General features: G+C 70.8%; 12 protein-coding genes. 6 read left to right on the top strand and 6 right to left on the bottom strand.

All coding sequences use genetic code 11. The annotated features are described in order from the left end of the window. Positions 1-738: 738 nt before the first annotated feature. From KPL60_RS24565 to KPL60_RS24575, 3 genes are all read right to left on the bottom strand, one after another. Positions 739-1704, bottom strand: coding sequence for a hypothetical protein (locus tag KPL60_RS24565; protein WP_226367349.1), 966 nt, complete (start codon positions 1702-1704; stop codon positions 739-741). Positions 1705-2153: 449 nt separating this feature from the next. Then, positions 2154-2468, bottom strand: coding sequence for an antibiotic biosynthesis monooxygenase family protein (locus KPL60_RS24570; protein ID WP_226367350.1), 315 nt, complete (start codon positions 2466-2468; stop codon positions 2154-2156). Positions 2469-2740: 272 nt separating this feature from the next. Beyond that, the gene (locus KPL60_RS24575) at positions 2741-3109 is read right to left on the bottom strand and encodes a hypothetical protein (protein WP_226367351.1); all 369 of its coding nucleotides are present in this window, start codon (positions 3107-3109) and stop codon (positions 2741-2743) included. A 470-nt stretch (positions 3110-3579) separates the two neighbouring features. Here KPL60_RS24575 and KPL60_RS24580 point away from each other — a divergent pair, with 470 nt between their 5' ends. The 4 genes from KPL60_RS24580 (at position 3580) to KPL60_RS24595 (ending at position 8469) form a co-directional block, all read left to right on the top strand. Further along, positions 3580-5166 carry a ParB N-terminal domain-containing protein gene (locus KPL60_RS24580; RefSeq protein WP_226367352.1) on the top strand — a complete coding sequence of 529 codons (1587 nt, stop codon included), beginning with the start codon at positions 3580-3582 and terminating at the stop codon, positions 5164-5166. Between the two features lie 595 nt (positions 5167-5761). Then, positions 5762-6241 (top strand): DUF3846 domain-containing protein, encoded by a 480-nt coding sequence (locus KPL60_RS24585; RefSeq protein WP_226367353.1) that lies wholly within the window; start codon positions 5762-5764, stop codon positions 6239-6241. Between the two features lie 76 nt (positions 6242-6317). Continuing rightward, entirely contained in the window at positions 6318-7388 is a 1071-nt protein-coding gene (locus KPL60_RS24590) for a bifunctional DNA primase/polymerase (protein ID WP_226367354.1), read from the top strand. A gap of 403 nt (positions 7389-7791) precedes the next feature. Then, positions 7792-8469 (top strand): hypothetical protein, encoded by a 678-nt coding sequence (locus KPL60_RS24595; RefSeq protein WP_226367355.1) that lies wholly within the window; start codon positions 7792-7794, stop codon positions 8467-8469. Positions 8470-8515: 46 nt separating this feature from the next. On the opposite strand, the gene KPL60_RS24600 is transcribed toward KPL60_RS24595, so the two are convergent. Then, the gene (locus KPL60_RS24600) at positions 8516-9034 is read right to left on the bottom strand and encodes a hypothetical protein (RefSeq protein ID WP_226367356.1); all 519 of its coding nucleotides are present in this window, start codon (positions 9032-9034) and stop codon (positions 8516-8518) included. A gap of 712 nt (positions 9035-9746) precedes the next feature. Here KPL60_RS24600 and mobF point away from each other — a divergent pair. Beyond that, entirely contained in the window at positions 9747-14429 is a 4683-nt protein-coding gene (gene mobF, locus KPL60_RS24605) for a MobF family relaxase (protein ID WP_226367357.1), read from the top strand. 117 nt (positions 14430-14546) lie between these two features. After that, entirely contained in the window at positions 14547-15146 is a 600-nt protein-coding gene (locus KPL60_RS24610; RefSeq protein WP_226367358.1) for a hypothetical protein, read from the top strand. Positions 15147-15172: 26 nt separating this feature from the next. On the opposite strand, the gene KPL60_RS24615 is transcribed toward KPL60_RS24610, so the two are convergent. Both KPL60_RS24615 and KPL60_RS24620 read right to left on the bottom strand, forming a co-directional pair. Further along, positions 15173-15370, bottom strand: a complete 198-nt coding sequence (locus tag KPL60_RS24615; protein WP_226367359.1) for a hypothetical protein — start codon at positions 15368-15370, stop codon at positions 15173-15175. An 11-nt stretch (positions 15371-15381) separates the two neighbouring features. Then, positions 15382-16143 carry a hypothetical protein gene (locus KPL60_RS24620; RefSeq protein ID WP_226367360.1) on the bottom strand — a complete coding sequence of 254 codons (762 nt, stop codon included), beginning with the start codon at positions 16141-16143 and terminating at the stop codon, positions 15382-15384. Positions 16144-16161: the final 18 nt, after the last annotated feature.

The following is a 16161-nucleotide window of genomic DNA, read 5'->3' on the forward strand; positions in this document are numbered from 1 at the left end:
GCTGCTCTGTGGCAGGTGCTCGACTGGCGCTGGGCGTCCGTGCGGGGTCGGAAGCGTGCTCGCTGGTGTGGGTGATGTGCCCAACGGAGATCCCGCCCGGGATCTGCCTGACGGGGATCTGGTTGATCAGGCTTTGCGGTCGTGTGGTCGGGGCCTGAGACGTCTCGACTGCCGGGGCTGGATCCGCGGTCGAGAGCGTGACACCCGACCGGTTCTCGACTGCTACGCCGCTATCGGTGCCTGCGGTAGGGCTTGCCGTTGAACCAGCCGAAGAGCGGGCAGCGCTGCCTGCGTGGTCGCGAACGTTTTCGCTGGCGGGAAGGAACGCGGGGTGCAGGTCTGTGGAGAGGGCCGACCCGCTCGGGCCAGCCGGGTTGTTGGCGAATTGTGAGCGGGAGCGCCGCTGGGTTCGGGGCGGTGTCACGTCGCCTTGGCGGCGGATCCAGTGGGCCAGCAACGGGGCGGGGACGGGGGCGTGGACGACGGGGATGTCGTCGAGTTCGTCGTGGTCGGGTAGCAGGTCGGGTGGGAACACCCATGTGCAGTCCTCGGCCATCCCGTGGTGGCGCAGGCGGGCCAGTAACACTCGGCCGGTACGCAACGACTGCACCACCAGTGCAGCCTGCTCAGCGCTCGCAGTTTCCGGGGTCACAGGTTCCGGGGTCACAGGTTCCGGGGTCACAGGTTCCAGGGTCACAGGTTCCAGGGTCACCGTGTCCGGCGTCATGATGTCCGGGGTCACCGTGTCGGTGTTCCCAGTCGTGTTCCCGGTCGTGTTCCTGGGCAGGTGCGTAGCCCTACCAGCAGTTTCGGGTTCCACATCCAGCCATCCCCGCGCCGGCCCCGAGCGTCGGCCTGTGTCTGTGTCCCTGTCTTGGTGTTGGTGGTGATGAGTCCGGTGCGGGTCAGCCATGCCAGCGCGGCGCGCGTCTGGGCAGAAGACGCCCCGCCGCCCCGGTCGTGGTGGTGTGGGGGCTGTCGGTGGTGTGGCCGGCGGGGATCAGGGGGATACACAGCGACGGTCCCGGACGACAGCAGCGTGGCGATCAGCCAGATCAGAGCGCGACGCAGAGACTGATCAAGACGGTGTCGATCGGTGCGGTGTTGATCGGTGTGGTGGTGATCGGTGTGGTGGCGGTCGATCACGAGGGAGATCCGGTCGGCCAGTACCGCCTGGTCGTCGTCGTGGATCATCGCCGTCGGTGTCACGTCCTGCCCGGCCCGGACTCGTGTCCACCCTGACCCGGCCTCGCCCCCTGCCCCGGCACTCCCCGCGGCGGATGCGTCGCTCTGGCTCGCCTCGCCCACGACGATGTGCGGTGCGGCTTTCCCAGCGTCAACGCCAGCGCCCGGTGCCGGACTCGGTGCCGGGCTGGACACGGTGTCTTGGGATGCTGATGGGGTTGCTTCCTGTCGGGCTTGCTCCTGGGCTCTCTGGCGGGCCTTCGCACGGGCTTTCTTCATGGCTGCGCGTTTCTTCGCTGCGGCGCTACGGGTGTGGACCGACCCGCTGCGGTGCCCGGTCATCGACACCTGCACCAGAGCACCACCGACCGTGGGCACGGTCGTGTTCGCGCTCACTGTGGCGATGTAGTCCTCCCAGGACGGGGCGGGGGTGAACACCGCCAGGTCCAGACCGGCCGCTGCCGCGGCAGCGGGTAACGCCGCGGGCTCGGCCAACACCTCCACCACTTCGATCCGCATCCCGAGCCGGGCTGTCCTTTCCCCCAACCCGGCCAGGACCTCATCTCCTACCTGGAGGTCAGCCACCGCTGTGGCCGGGACCAGCATCGCCCGCTTACGCCCCGTGCCCAACCGGTGAAACGCCGAGGGCGAGAACCACCACACCGGCCGCACCTCATCCTTGGCAGCGCCCTTGGTAGCGCTGGTGGCGTCGCCGTGAACAGCGGAAGCCGCGCCGGAAGAACCAGGGCCGGAAGAATCGGAGACGACTGTCCCGGGGCCGGGCAAGGAGGATCGACCCGACGAAGCCGCCGCAGAGCCCACAGAGGTTGCAGAGCCCACAGAGGTTGCAGAGCCCGCAGAGGTTGCAGAGCCCGCAGAGGTTGCAGAGCCCGCAGAGGTTGCGGAGCACGCGGAGGTTGCGGAGGAGTCGGCCATTTCTGCCTCACGATCAGGGAAAGCGGCTCTGTTCAGATCTTGCTCGTCCTCGGGGCGACGACCTCGAACTCCCATAGATCGACGCTGCCGGTGGTCATCGTCTGGTAAGTGGTGCCGTGGGCTTGTTCACGGCCGTAGGCGAGCCAGTCGCAGAACGCGGCATCGTCATCCCAGCGCGTTAACAGGAAGTAGTGCCCCTGACCCGCCATTGGGCGGAGCAACTCGACGCCCTCGAACCCGGGCACGTCGACCATCCGTGTGCTGGCACGGCAGGCGGTGAACCGCTCCTCGAGCTCAGCCCCACGGTCACCGGCGATGGTGAGGACGTGGATCTTGACGACGCTCACGACGAGGACTCCTTTCGCGGCGCTGGTGTTGTGATCACGGTTCGACAGCAGCGGTACCTGATCATCATCGGGTCCGGGCCGGCCGAGGGACTGGCGACGGTAGTAGTGCTGTCGGTGCTGTCGGTGCTGTCGGTGAGTTCGAGGCGTCTTCCATCAGTGGTGATGGGTGGGCCGATGTCGTCCCGTTGGCGGGTTCCGGCGCTCGTGTCGCCACAGGCGTGGGCCTCGGTGGTGATGCCGGCCCGCATCGTCGGAAGATCATCGTCGGAAGATCATTGCTGGATGTGCCAGCCCGCGGCTTGGAACATGCCCAGAGCGGAGGCTTCGTCGGCGAGGACGTCGAGATCGATCTCGTCGAGGTGGACCTCGACATAGGGGTCGCCGTCCTCGGGGTCGGTACACCATTCGACGCGTTCGACGGTCAGGTCCTCGGTGTAGGGGTGCGCACGCAGGGCCGCACCGGGTTCCGGTACCGCGGGAAGCTCGACGACCCGGCTGAGGACGACCTGACGGGCGTGTGCCTGCTGCGCGGCGCGGTCGGCGGTCGCGGCATCAGCAGGGTCCCCCGCTTCCGCTGCGAGGCCGGCGAGGAACTCCGGGAGCATGTCCTGAGCAGTCGCGATGAGCTTGATACGGATCACAACACGTGAGTATGCCGCTGCAGCCCTCCACTGCAACCGAACACCGCGAGCACGGACGCGCCGGGCTGGAACACCCATCGGTAGCCGCCGGTCACGCTGTTGCCGGTCTGCAGGCAGCCGCGACAGCATCCGGACCCGTCGAGAGAGGTTGCTGCGGAAGGGAGCTCCTCCGACGAAGAGCGTGAGCCGCGGATTCCTGACGGTGGAGGTGTGCGTGAGAGGTGACAGGAAGAACTGTGCAAGAAAGAGTATTTTCCTGAGTGGTCCAGTAAATAAGCTTGATGATTCGCTGGCGCGACTAACGGCCTGGTAGGCGGGCCTGAAGTGTAGCTCGACACCTGTTTTCGGCATATAATTGATGATGTGGCGGTGAGAAGATGATGCCGCCGCGGGCGGCCATTTCGCGAGAGTATTTCTCGGTGTCGAGGTGAAGGGGTTGAGGGTTCGTGGATTGTTTTGTGGAGTTGTCGGTGGAGCAGCTCGATGATCTGGCGGCGGATCGTGATGTGCGTACCGATCGTGGGAGTCTCGACGAGCTGGCCTGTTCGTTGATCGTTCAGGGGTTGATCACTCCGCTCACGGTCGTGCCGGGGGAGGAGCCTGATAGGTATGTGATCAATGCCGGGCATCGGCGTCGGGCCGCGCTGAGTCGGGCTGCGGAGTTGTTGCGCGGTGTTCCGGAGGAGTTCGGGTACGACGCCGAGAGTGGCGAGGCCCGGGCGGTGGAGCTGCTCGGGCGGGTCCCGTGCTGGGTCCGGCCGGATCTGGCTGGTCGGGAGTCGTTGACTCAGCTCGCGGAGAACGGTGACACCCGGCGAGGACTGTCGCAGGCCGAACGGTATCGGGGGTTGCAACTGGCGTTCGGGGACGGACTGGACGATCGAGAGATCGCCCAGGCCGCCGGGATGAAACCGGCTCAGGTACGGGCGGCGCGTAAGAGCTCCGGGTTGCCTGATGAGGCGCGTGAGGCGATCGCGTCGGGTCAGCTCGATCTCGACACCGCAGCGCAGTTGCATGCGTTCGGTGATGATCCGAAGGCCACGACCCGGATCCTGAACAAGTACCGGGACAACCCTGATCAGGTCGCTCATGCGATCGCTGAGGAGCAGCACAAGCGCACGGTCGCGGCCGCGGTGGAGCGGCTCAAGGCCGAGGCGGTCATCGCCGAGCACGCGGTGCGCACAGAGCCGAAGGGTGGCCTGCACTACGGCTACCACGGGCCGGACGAGCTGTTCACTCACCTGCGCCACTCTGACGGGACCGAGCTGACCCCGGAAATCGACGGGGGCACACCGGGGCACTACGCGTTCGTCGAACGCGGCTACGGGATGAGTATTCATGGGGGACCCCGGCTGCGTTATGCCTGCGCCACGCCCGACGAGCACGGACACACCCGCACCCGCACCACCAGCTACCGCAGCCCCGCCGAGGTCGAGCGACTCGAAACCCGGCGCCGCGCCGAGGAAGCCCAGCGCGAGGCGATGGCGGCTGCGGTGCGAGTACGGGGCAAGTTCCTGCGCAGTCTGCTCGGCAGCCAGAAGGCCGCAGCCAAGCACGTGGACCTCCTGGCGGCAATCGTGGCCCAGTTCCCCGGGGCCATCACCCACCACGACCGGCACCTGCTCGCCGGGGAACTTCTGCCCGCCCCTGGCCAGGACTGGACCCCGGCGCGGCTGACCCACCACGCGGTGGCCAAGGCGCTACTCGGGATCGACGCCGTCGCGGACGGCACGTCCGGGTGGCGCTCCGACCGGCCCGCAGGGCTGTGGTGGTGGCAGACCCTCGCCGACCTGGGATACGAGCGCGGCGACGCCGAACAAGCCCACGTCGCGCACCTCGCGGCAGTCGTCGCCGCCGAGACCGAAGCTGAGGCCGAGGAGCGCCGAGTAAGGCAGGAGATCGAGGCCTGCGCCGCCGACTCCGAGGCCGGTGGGCACGACGGCCCCGAGGTCGTCGACGCCGACGACAGCGACGTCGGGTACGACGAGCCCCTGGGCGCGATCGTGCCCGACGGGCGGAGGGCGGCCGACGGTCAGCAGGTGGCCGAGGCGGTGTAACTGCCGCCGGTGAAGGTGGTGGTCGGCGGCCCAGCCCGGAGGGCTCGCCCCGAGGGGCGCTGGCAAGAGGCCGCCGACCACCGAGGTCCCGCAAGGAACCGAAGGGTGCCCGGCAGAGCCGGACACCGGTCCAGGATAGGCACACTGTGGGCTGGTGGGTGGTCGCCCTCGCCGCGGGTGGGTGGGGGTCTCTCCTCGCGTCGATCCAGCAGGACGGTGCCCGGCGTCGGTCCGGGCCGCCAGGCCCTGCGCTGGCGCTCCGGCCGCTACGCGGTCGCCTACGGCGAGCCTGGCCCCCGAACCGACGCCGGGCAGGGCCCGCCCTGCCGACGCGAGGAGAGACCCCCACCCACAAGGTCCCGGTCTGCTCGGCGACGGGCTGAGATTCGGCCCTGACGGGCCGCCCCTCCCGGGAGGCCAGGGCGCTGCCCTGGAACCCGACCTCGCTCGGAGAGTCCCCGAAGCAAAACCCCATGTCAAACGCCTATCTGTGGCAGAGATTGCTTGTGTGAAACTACGTAGAAATGTAATATAAGTGGTGTTGAGCGGATGGCAAGCCGGTCGACACCACGCACCGCAACCGAAGGAGACCGAGATGGCAGAGATGACCCAGGTGACAACGACCGCCACCGGGACCGGACAAGAGAAGCTGATCCGCGGTGTCCTCGTGACCACCGACCACCACATCCGCGACATCACCATCCCGGCCGCGGACACGCTCGGGGGCATGTACGAGCTGCTGGGCTGCCAGGTGGTCGAGCGGGTCACACTCGCCGAGACCCCAGGGGTCGAGATGTGGGCCGACGAGGAGGGCGCGCTCCGCGCAGCGCCGCGCCGCAACCGGGTGGCCGAGGCAGTGGCCGGTTACTACCTGACCCACCCCCTTCACAGTCACCCGGAGATCGACACCGCCAGCCTGCCGATGTACGTGGGTGACGTGCTGTTCCTGGGAGTCGAGATCGACCAGGACGGCGACATCGACTGTGCGGACCTGCCCGAGGAGTTCGGCACGGTCCGCCAGGCAGCCGAGTTTGTAGCCGCGGGCCTGCGCGGCCACATCCAGAGCGCCAGCTGAGGCCAGGCCCTGCGTCGGCCCCGCCACGTCGGGGCCGACGCAGGGCCGCCACCACTCGGAGAAAGGGATCTCGGAGATGACCACTGACCTCAGCGGCAGCGCCCCCACGACCGCCGCGACCGCCAGCAGTGACGCCGTCGGACCGGGCCTGGGATGGCGAGGGCGCGCCGCCCTGCAGGCTGCCCGTGCGGGACTGTTCGTCTTCCCCCTGTGGCCGGGCACCAAGCGCCCGGCCGTGCCCAACTGGGAGCAGGCCGCGACCCGCGACCCCGAACAGATCACCGCCTGGTGGGAGCAGCGGCCCTACAACCTCGCGATCGCCACCGGACCGAGTGGCCTGGTCGTGATCGACCTCGACCACGGCCGCGGCCAGACACCGCCGCCACGGTGGGCCGGATGCAGTGACGGCGCGGACGTACTCGCTCAGCTCGCCCGAGAAGCCGGCCAGGGGCCCCCGTGGGCGACCTACATGGTCTCGACCCCGACCGGGCAGGGACGGCACCTCTACTTCCAGGCCCCGACCGGCAGCGACTACCGCAACTCCGCCGGGCGCCTGGGGTGGCACGTCGACGTCCGCGCACACGGCGGCTACGTGGTCGCGGCGACCTCCACTCGCCCCGACGGAACCTACCGGGCCCGCAACCGCCAACCGATCGCCGCGCTTCCGCCATGGCTCGCCAGCCACCTGGACGACCTCGCCACCCCCTCGATCGACCCGACCGACTACGCACAGGCGCCCGAGCCGGTCGCAGAGACGAGTGTCAAGCCGACCACAGGGCCGGTGCCCCAGAGCGTGACCCCCGACCGTTTGGGCCGCTACGTCGACGCGGCCGTCACCGCCGAACTCGCAGAACTCGCCGCGGTGCGAGCCGGGGACGGGCTGCGTCACCACGCCCGGCTCAAGGCCGCCCGCACACTGGGACGCCTGGTCGCAGAACCGGCCAACGGCCTGAGCTATCCCGACGCCCGAGCCAAGCTGTTGAGCGTCGCCGCCGGACACGTCGGGGTCTACCGGGCACCCGACGGGCGGATCAAGGCCACCAGCACCCGCGAGATCACCCGCGACATCGATGACGGGCTCGCGTTCGGGATGGCCCTGCCTCGACGGGTCGCCGACGAACTGAACAACCGACCCGGGAGCCGGTAACCATCATGACGCTCGCTACGCAGGTCACTGTCGTCTGCGCCGTGACCGGGAGAACGCTCGCGCAGGCGACCCACCCCGGCGCCAGCACGTCGTATCGCATCGCGCGAGAGACGGTCGCCAGGTACCACCCCGCCATCGCCGAGATCCGTGCAGTCAGGAGCGAGGAGCGCACGACCCGCGGACTGTTCGGGGTTCCCAGACGAGGACGATCCATCACCTCGGAGGTGTCCTCGCCCGCCTGCACTCCACACCGGCGGATTCCTGGGACGGACACCGTCGGATGAACGCCACGTGATGAGAACCGGGCGATGACGACGGGGTCGGTTCGAGCCAGGCGAGCGGGGTGGGAGCGATGTGCGGTGCCCGTCTCGCGTCCGCGCGCAGCCTCCCTAGGCTGAGGGTCGTGGGAACACCGGACCGTCACGTCGTCGACGGGCGCACGGTGCTGACCCGCGCCGCGCTGTGTGAGACCTTCGGCATCGCGCGCCACCAAGCCGAGAGGCTCTGGAGCAAGCGCGCCATGAACCAGCACCCCCCAGCGGTCCTGCGCGAAGGTGCCCGTCAGTGGTGGGACCAAGAGGAGATGGCCCGGTTCCTGGCCGCGGTGACAGGCCGCAAGTCTCCCGAGACCATCGAGGTCGACGGGCGCACCCTGCACAGCCGCGCCGCGCTCGCCCGTCACGTCGGAGTCAGCGTGACCTACCTGCGCGACATCTACCACCGACGCAAGGACGATCCACCGCCTGCACCGGTGCTGCGCCGCGGCCGATCGGATTACTTCGACGCCCAAGCCTGGCAAGCCTGGTGGAACGACTACCAGGCCGGGCAGCGGCGGACCCTCACCACCGTGGACCGCACTGGGGACCCGGACGAGCTGGTCGGCATCCCGGAAGCCGCACGCGTCCTGGGCTACCGCCGCGCGGAGACAGCACGCAGCTACCTGTCCCGTAACCCCGGCTACTTCCCCGAGCCCGACGGACATGACGAGCACGGCCGTCGCCTGTATGCCCGGCGCACGCTGTGGGCGTTCGCCGACGGCCGGACCCGCCCCGGTAGGGCGGGGAGAACACCGGACGCGTAGGCAGGCCACCCCGACGGGGTCTGGCTGCTGCCGGACGCCACCTGGGTCACGAGACCGGCGACCCTGATGTGGCGTCCGTTCCCGTTGTGGTGGCTTCTGACGTGTGCCCGGTGGCGAGACGGTCGTCGCCGGACTGCTCGCGAACCGGCCCCGGCATCAGCTCATCGTCAGCGCACGGTGCGTCGCCCTGGGCGCCGCTCGTGACCGGCGCCTGCGGAGCAGCCCCAGGCAGCGGAGTCGAGCGTGCACGCTTGAGCATCGATCGAACCCGCTTGACCGGCAGGTCGAACAGCGAGGCCAGCTCCTCGGCGCTGCGCCGTCCCCGGCCGTCGACATGAAGCTCGTGCAGCACAGTGCACTGCTCGGAAGCAACGGCATCGACCCGTTCACGCGCACTCGCCATCGCCTGCTCCCGACGCTGATCGAGCTCGGCTACGAGCTCATCGCGCTCCTGCTCGATCGCGGTCACCATCAGCTGGGCCCGGGCGTACCGATCGAAAGCCGACTCCTCCAACTCGCGCTGCCGATGCTGGTCACGATCGAGCTGATCGCGTTTCGCGACCATGGCTGCGACCTCATCACGAACCTGTCGCGGCAAACGTGCCTGACCCCTACCCACAGACAGCCACCTCTCCGTTCTTCTGCGCCTCGGTCGTACCGGACACCGCAATCATGACAGGCCAGGCTGCTATAAGGGACGACCGCTTGTTGATATCAGATATAGCGGATGCGGCTCCGGGTTGAGTTGGGTGACCGACCCCAGGGGCAGGAGACGCGGAGGTGTCCGGCCTCTGGAGTGGCACCGTGGGCGCGTAGCTGTGACATCCCCTCGGGGGCAGCATCACGAGGTGGTTACCCACCAGTGCCTACCGGGGGCATCGCCGAGTTGCCGAGTCTGACGCTCGGAGGACTCGGCGAAGCGGCCAGTCAGGCAATGCTCACGGGGCTACGACGCGGGGCAATGTCTCGTGATTCCTGATCGGGACTGCGGGTCTTCTAGCGGGGTCACCCCCATCGCGGCGCCCGACGGCGGCGCCCCAGTCGATGCCGGCGCCGGCGACGAGACTGACGCCCCACTCGATCACGGCCGCGTCCGCCACGCTCATCCCAAGTCTCTGCCGCGTCGTCCGCCGAACCCATCCCGCCGTACGCGCCCTGCTTCATCCCGACCGCCCTCCGAACCACCCACCCCTGCCTCTCCCAGGCACTACAGCTCAGCCACTGCAACTGCGCAACACACCGATGCTATTGGCATAGTCGATGGTACGGTGCGGATCATGGCCGTTGTCCGAGTCACTGCTGTGAGCGCCGGCGCGGTCGAGTATTTGATCAAGGGCTCCGGCTGTGTTGATCATGAGCAGGCGGCGGACCTGGACGCGCACGCCGCCGCACACGCTGGGATCGATTACCAGCTGCGAGAGGTCGGGGAGCCGGCCGGGCGCTGGCTGGGTTCTGGCCTGTCGATGATCGGGGTGGAGGAAGGCGCGGTCGCGACCGAGGACGACGTGCGGGCGGTGTTCGGGCGGCTGGAGCAGTTGGCGCCGAAGGACGCGCACGGCCTGGTGCAGCTCGACGCCGACGGCAACGAGGTGCGCGGGGATCCGCTGGGGCGGCGGCCGCGGACGTTCGTGGACCCGGAGAAGCGGGCGGAGCGGGCGGCGGCGCGGGCGCGGGCGCGGGATCCGCAGTTGTCCCCGGAGCGGGAGGCCGCGGTCCGGGCGCGGGCGCTGGTCGATGACCGCAAGCCGGTGGCCTACTACGACGTGACGTTCTCTCCGGACAAGAGTGTGTCGGTGTACTGGGCGGCCCTGCACGCGGCCGGCGACACTGAGCGGGCGGACGCGGTAGCGGCCGCGCATGACGCTGCGGTGCGCGAGGCCGCGGCGTATCTGGAGCAGCACGTGGCCTACACCCGCGGGGGCCGGGGGAACGTCGCGGTCGCGAGTGTGCAGGAGTATCAGCGGGCCGAGGGTTTGGTGATGATCCCGTTTCGGCATTCCACGTCGCGGGAGAACGAGCCGCAGCTGCATACCCACCTGGCGGTGCTGAACCGGGTGGTGTCGCTGGTCGACGGTAAGATCCGGGCGCTGGACGGGCGTGGGTTTGCCCCGGTCAAGCAGGCCGCGTCGGTGGTGTATGAGCGGGCGCTGGCCCGCGGGGTGCGGGCGGCGACCGGGGCGGTGATGGAGCTGCGCACGGATGGGGTGTCGCGGCGGATCGTCGGCGTGGACGAAGAGTTGTGCCGGGCCGGATCGACCCGCCGGGGCGACGTCGAGGACCAGGTCGCGGAGTGGGCCGAGCAGTACCGGCGCAGCTACGGCCGGGAGCCGACCGACGCGGACCTGCGGGAGATGACTCAGGCGGCGGTGTTCAAGACCCGCCCAGCCAAACATGGGCCTGGCGGCCCGGACGGGTTCCGGGAGTGGAGCGACGAGCAGGGCGACCGGCTGACCGCGATGGTCGGCCAGGTCGCGGACGCGGCGGCCGGTCACGTGGCCGCCCCGTTGGCCGGCGTGGCCGCCGATGGCCGGGTGGACTGGCCGGCGGCCATCCGGGCCGGGGTGGGCGACGTACAGGCCGAGTATGCGACCTGGCAGCTCGGCGAGCTGATCCGGCGGGTGGACGCGCACCTGCCGGAGGACATCGGGTCGCCGGCCGGGGTCGATCGCAAGGACTACCTGCACCAGCAGGTGGCCGCGGTACTGGCCGACGGCGCCGCCCACCAGGTGGTGGCGCTGGGCCCGGGGGATGCGGTCAGCCCGCCGCCGGAGTTGGCCGGGCCGGATGGCCGGTCGGTGTTCCGGCCATACCTGCACGGTGACCGGTACGCCACGGCCGGCCAGTTGGCCGCCGAGCGGCGGGTGGTGGCCGCGACCCGCACCGATGGGGCGCCGATGGTGGCCGGTGTGGAGTTGGAGTTGTTGCGGGTGGAGCTGGCCGCGGCCGGTCTCGGCGGCGACCAGGTCGAGGCGGTGGCCGGGATCATGGCCTCCGGTCGCCGGGTCGATGTGCTGATCGGGGCCGCCGGGACCGGCAAGTCCCACGCGATGGGCGAGCTCGCCCGGGTCTGGGAAGAGCGTACCGGCGGCCGGGTCCTCGGACTGGCCACCTCCCAGAACGCCACGGACAACCTGCGCGAGGACGGCCTGGAGGCGCAGAACACGCGGGTGTTCCGGAACGCGACCCGCCCGGACGAGCACGGCCGGGTCCGGTATCCCGTGCGGTCGCGGGACCTGGTGATCGTGGATGAGGCCGGGATGTCGTCCACGGACGAGCTGGACGAGATCATGGCGCGGGTGACCGGGGCTGGTGGCAAGGTGTTGCTCACCGGCGACCACCACCAGCTCACCTCGGTCGGCGCCGGCGGGATCCTGGCCCAGCTCGTCGACGACGCCCCCGGAAGCGCGACCCGGGTGTTCGAGCTAACCGAGGTCCGGCGGTTCGAGAACGTGTGGGAGCGGGAGGCCAGCCTCGGGTTGCGGGTGGGTGACCCGTCCGCGGTGGCCGCGTACGCCGACCACGGCCGATTGCGCGGCGGCACCGCGCAGCAGATGCAGGACGCCGCCTGCCGGGGCTGGCTGGCCGACACCCTGGCCGGGCGGGAGTCGCTGCTGATCGTGCGCAGCAACGACGACGCCTCGAAGCTGTCGAAACGGCTGCACGACGAGCTGGTCGCCTACGGCCGCGTCGCCCCGGAGGTGATCGCCCGCGACGCCGATGGGAATCCGCTCGGGGTCGGGGACGTGGTGCAGGCCCGGCGCAACGACTGGAGCCAGCGCATCGACCCCGCCCCGGACGCGAGGCCAGGGAGCCCGGTGGGCCGGGTGACCAACCGCGAGATCTACATCGTGGTCGGCCCGGACCCGGCTACACCGGGCGGGCTGCTGGTGCGCCGCGCCGACGGCGCCACCGCGCACCTGACCCCCGATTACCTGCGTGAGTGGACACATCTGGCCTACGCCTCCACCGTGCACGCCGCCCAGGGCCGCACCGTGGACACAGGGCACAACCTGGTCGACCAGCACGCCACTCGGGAGGACACCTACACCGCCGCCACCCGCGGCCGGTCGCAGAACACCTTGTACCTGGAGACTCGCCGGGAGCCGGACGAGCACCAGCCCGAGCGGCTGCGCCGCGACGCCCGCACCGCGCTCGCCCGGGCGGTGGCCGGGCAGTCGCTGGAGCCGACCGCGGAGCAGACCCGCCGCGCCGGGGAGCAGTACACCCGGTCGCTGGCCTGGATCGGCGGGCAGTGGGACCAGATCCACACCACGCACGCGCGCGCCCGCTACGAGGATCTGCTGGCCGACCGGCTCGACGAGCACGCGGCCACCCGAGTGGCCGACGAGGCCGGCCACGGCCGGCTGCTGCGGGCGGTCCGGTCCGCCGAACTGGCCGGACACCAGCCGGAGCGCCTACTCGACGAAGTCACCGTCGGGGGCCTCGCGGATGCGCACTCGGTGTCCGACGTACTGCGCTACCGGATCCGCCGGGCGCTGGCCGAGGGCCGCGACCCCGAACAGCGCGCCCACACCGGGGACTGGACCACCTTGGCCGCGCCGCTGGACGGGCCGGCCGGGCAATGGGCCCACGAGCTGGCCCGCGCGGCCGGCGACCGGCAAGCCGAGCTCGGCGAGGCCGCCGCCATCGACCAGCCCGCCTGGACCGCCGGGTTGGGGCCGGTGCCGGACCCGGTCACCGAGCCGGCGGCGCGGGCGGCCTGGGAACAGCGGGCCGGGGTGGTGGCCGGCTACCGCGAACTGGCCGGCATCGACGATGACCAGCTGTCGTTGGGGCAGCCGCCGTCCCGGGAGAACCCGCTCGGGCGTGCGCTCTACCAGCAGGCCGCCGAGACGCTGGGCTACCGGTCCGACCCGGCCGCCGGGGACGTGCGGGTGCTCGATGACGGCGAGCTCTACGCGATCCGCGACCGGTGGACCCGCGAACAGGCCTGGGCCCCGGAATGGGTGGCCGACGAGTTGGCCGAGACGTACCGGACCGCGGCCGAAGCGCAGCAGGAGGCCGACCTGGCCGCAGCCCGGCTGGCCCAGCTTGAACCCGGCACCGGCGGCCGCGCGTGGAATCTCGACCGGTACACCGCCGCCACGGCGACCGCGCAGGCCTATCTCGAACGGGCCACCCAACTGGAGGAGATCCACCGGGCCCGCGCCGGCTGGGCCGAGATCACCGCCGACACCGAGGCCGCCGACCGGGAGGCAGCCGCCGAACTGGAGCGGCGCGGACTGCCACTGCAGCGAGTGGCCGAAGAACCCGAGCAGCTCGGATTGTTCCCGGGCCCCGCCCCCGAGCAGCAGGAACAACCTGCCGAGGCGCAACCCGTCGTCGCGGCGACCACGGACACCGACGCCAAGCACGACGCGACCCGGGACGAGGACGCTGCGGTGCGGAGCGAGGACGACCCGGCCGAGGAGCGGTCCGCGGATCAGCTGTCGCTGATCGACGATATGCGACCGTCCCTGGCTGAGCAGACCGCCGCCGGCCCGGTACGCGACGCCCCGATCGACCGTGACCCGGCCGCGCGGGACGACGAGGTCCCCACCGAGAGTGCGGCCGACGACGACAGCATCAACCCCGACGATGACGTGTGGCGCCCCGAGGACCGCCACCACCGCGCCGACGCCCCCACCGTGGACGTTCCAGTCGACCGCATCGACCACGGCCGTGAGGTCGACGACCAGGCCTTCACCCTGGGCGAGGCTCGCCGTCAGGCGCGGGCCGCCGACGGCCAGCGCGCGGCCCGCGGCGCGGCCGCGCTGGAGCGCGGCCTCCACCAGCAGGCCAGCGCGGCCATCGCAGCCCAGAACGCCGAGCAAGCTCACCGCGAGACCGTGGAATGCGAGGCCACCGAGCGGGCCTGCCGGGTCGAGGCCACCACGGCGCCCGAGGCGCAGCGGGAGACCGCCGCACCGCGGATCGTGCGCGCCCCCGGCTCGAACTGACAGACCGCCCGTCCGGTGATCAATCCGCCACCGACAACGTCGGGTGGTGGTCGGCGTCGGTTCCCCGGGTTGATTTTGCCGGTGGGTTCTGTCGGGGGGCGGCTCTACGCTGCGTCTATGGGCGACATCCCGACCCCGAGTGAACGGGCGTTGGTCCGCGCCGCAGCCGAAGACATCCTGGATCAGAGCGCCCCTCACCGTGGGGTCGGCCGAGAGCGCTGGGAACGGACCGTCCGTGAGGACTGGGAGCGGCAGCGTCGCGAAGCGGGCCCCGACAGCTGGATGGCTAGCGTGAGTTGGGAGGGCTACCTAAGCCAGCAGCAGGCCAACCAGGACCGCTTGCGCCAGGACTATCGGCAGATGGCCCGTGGCACTCTCGCGGCGCTGGACTGGCTGGAGGGCCGCTGTTTGCTGTCCCCCTCCCGCGGTAAGGCGGTGCGGCCTGGGGACGTGATCGAGCTGCCACCGTGGCGTTCACTGACACCGGAGATGGACCGAGCGCTCGGCATCCCGCCGCGGCAGGAGCCGAGACAGTCGACCGAACTCGTCGACGAGACCGACGACGCGGAGCGCTGGGGGTCGGGGCACGTTCGGCCGCCGACTGAGGACATGCACTACCACGGCGCGGTCTGGGCACTGCTGCGCTGGTGGCGCCACCCGACCAGCAAGACCCGCCGACTCGCGATCGACGTCCCGGGTCTGTTCGACTCCTTCTGATCACCGCTCAGTGGTAGCGGCTTGGGTTAGCCGAAAGCGCGGCGGATCAGGCCCGCGGTTGTTTCGCGTTGGTCGGCGACCGCAGTCTCGTCGACCTCGGGGTGAACCCCGCGGTAGCTGGCGATCACGGTGTGGACTGTGCTTGCCAGTTGGGTGTGGCCGTACTCGTCGGCGACGCGGTGGAGCGCTTCCGCGACGCCGATCAACAGAGCGTCCTCTTCCATGGGGCGGGAGCCTATCCCGGCGACTGGGCCGGGCCGGGCCGGGCGCTGTCGCGGTCGCGGCGCCAGGCCAGGTCATCAGCCTTGCCCTGCTCGTAGTGGGCTCCCCAATGCTGCGGGCTGGTGACCTGCTCGGCCTGTGGGTCGTAGCGCCGCGGCCCGTCTTCGACCGTGTCCGGAGCCGGGGCGGCGGGTGGGGGCTGGTAGCCGGCCGGGCCGTACCCGCCGCCGGTCCGCTGTCCGCCGGCCATGGCGCGGGCGTCGCGGGCCTCGCTGCGTGCGGCGTCGGACTCGCGTATCGGCACCTCGTGCTCGCCGGGCCGACACCGGCCGGTCGGGATCGCCTGCGCGATCGCGGTGAGGGTGGCGGGCCGCCAGCGGGTGTGCCATTCCGCGGCGGCGCCGGGCCGGCCGCGGCCGCCCTCATAGGCCTCACGCCAGCAGGTGTGCAGCCACACCAGCTCGACCACCGCGTCCGGGTGGCGCGTCCAGCAGTCCGGCAGCTCCCCGCGGGTGATCCGGTAGAACGGGCCGAGCACATCCGAGACCCAGGCGGCGAGGGCCTGCCAGATCTCGTCGGCCTCATCGGCGGTCAACGTCGGCCAGCACACCGCGGCCACGTTCGGGCGAGCCGCCAGCTCCTCCGACAGGGCCTCGACCCGGCCGCGCAACTGATCCAGGGTCTCGCCGTGGTTGTCGATGCGAGGCAGCGCCTCGGCCAGGGTGCCCGCCGCCTCGCTGACGACCCTCGCGGTGCGGTCGTGGGCGTCGATCACCCCGGTGAGTTCTTGCCG

This window comes from Pseudonocardia sp. ICBG162, from assembly GCF_020496225.1.
Classification (GTDB): Bacteria; Actinomycetota; Actinomycetes; order Mycobacteriales; family Pseudonocardiaceae; genus Pseudonocardia; species Pseudonocardia alni.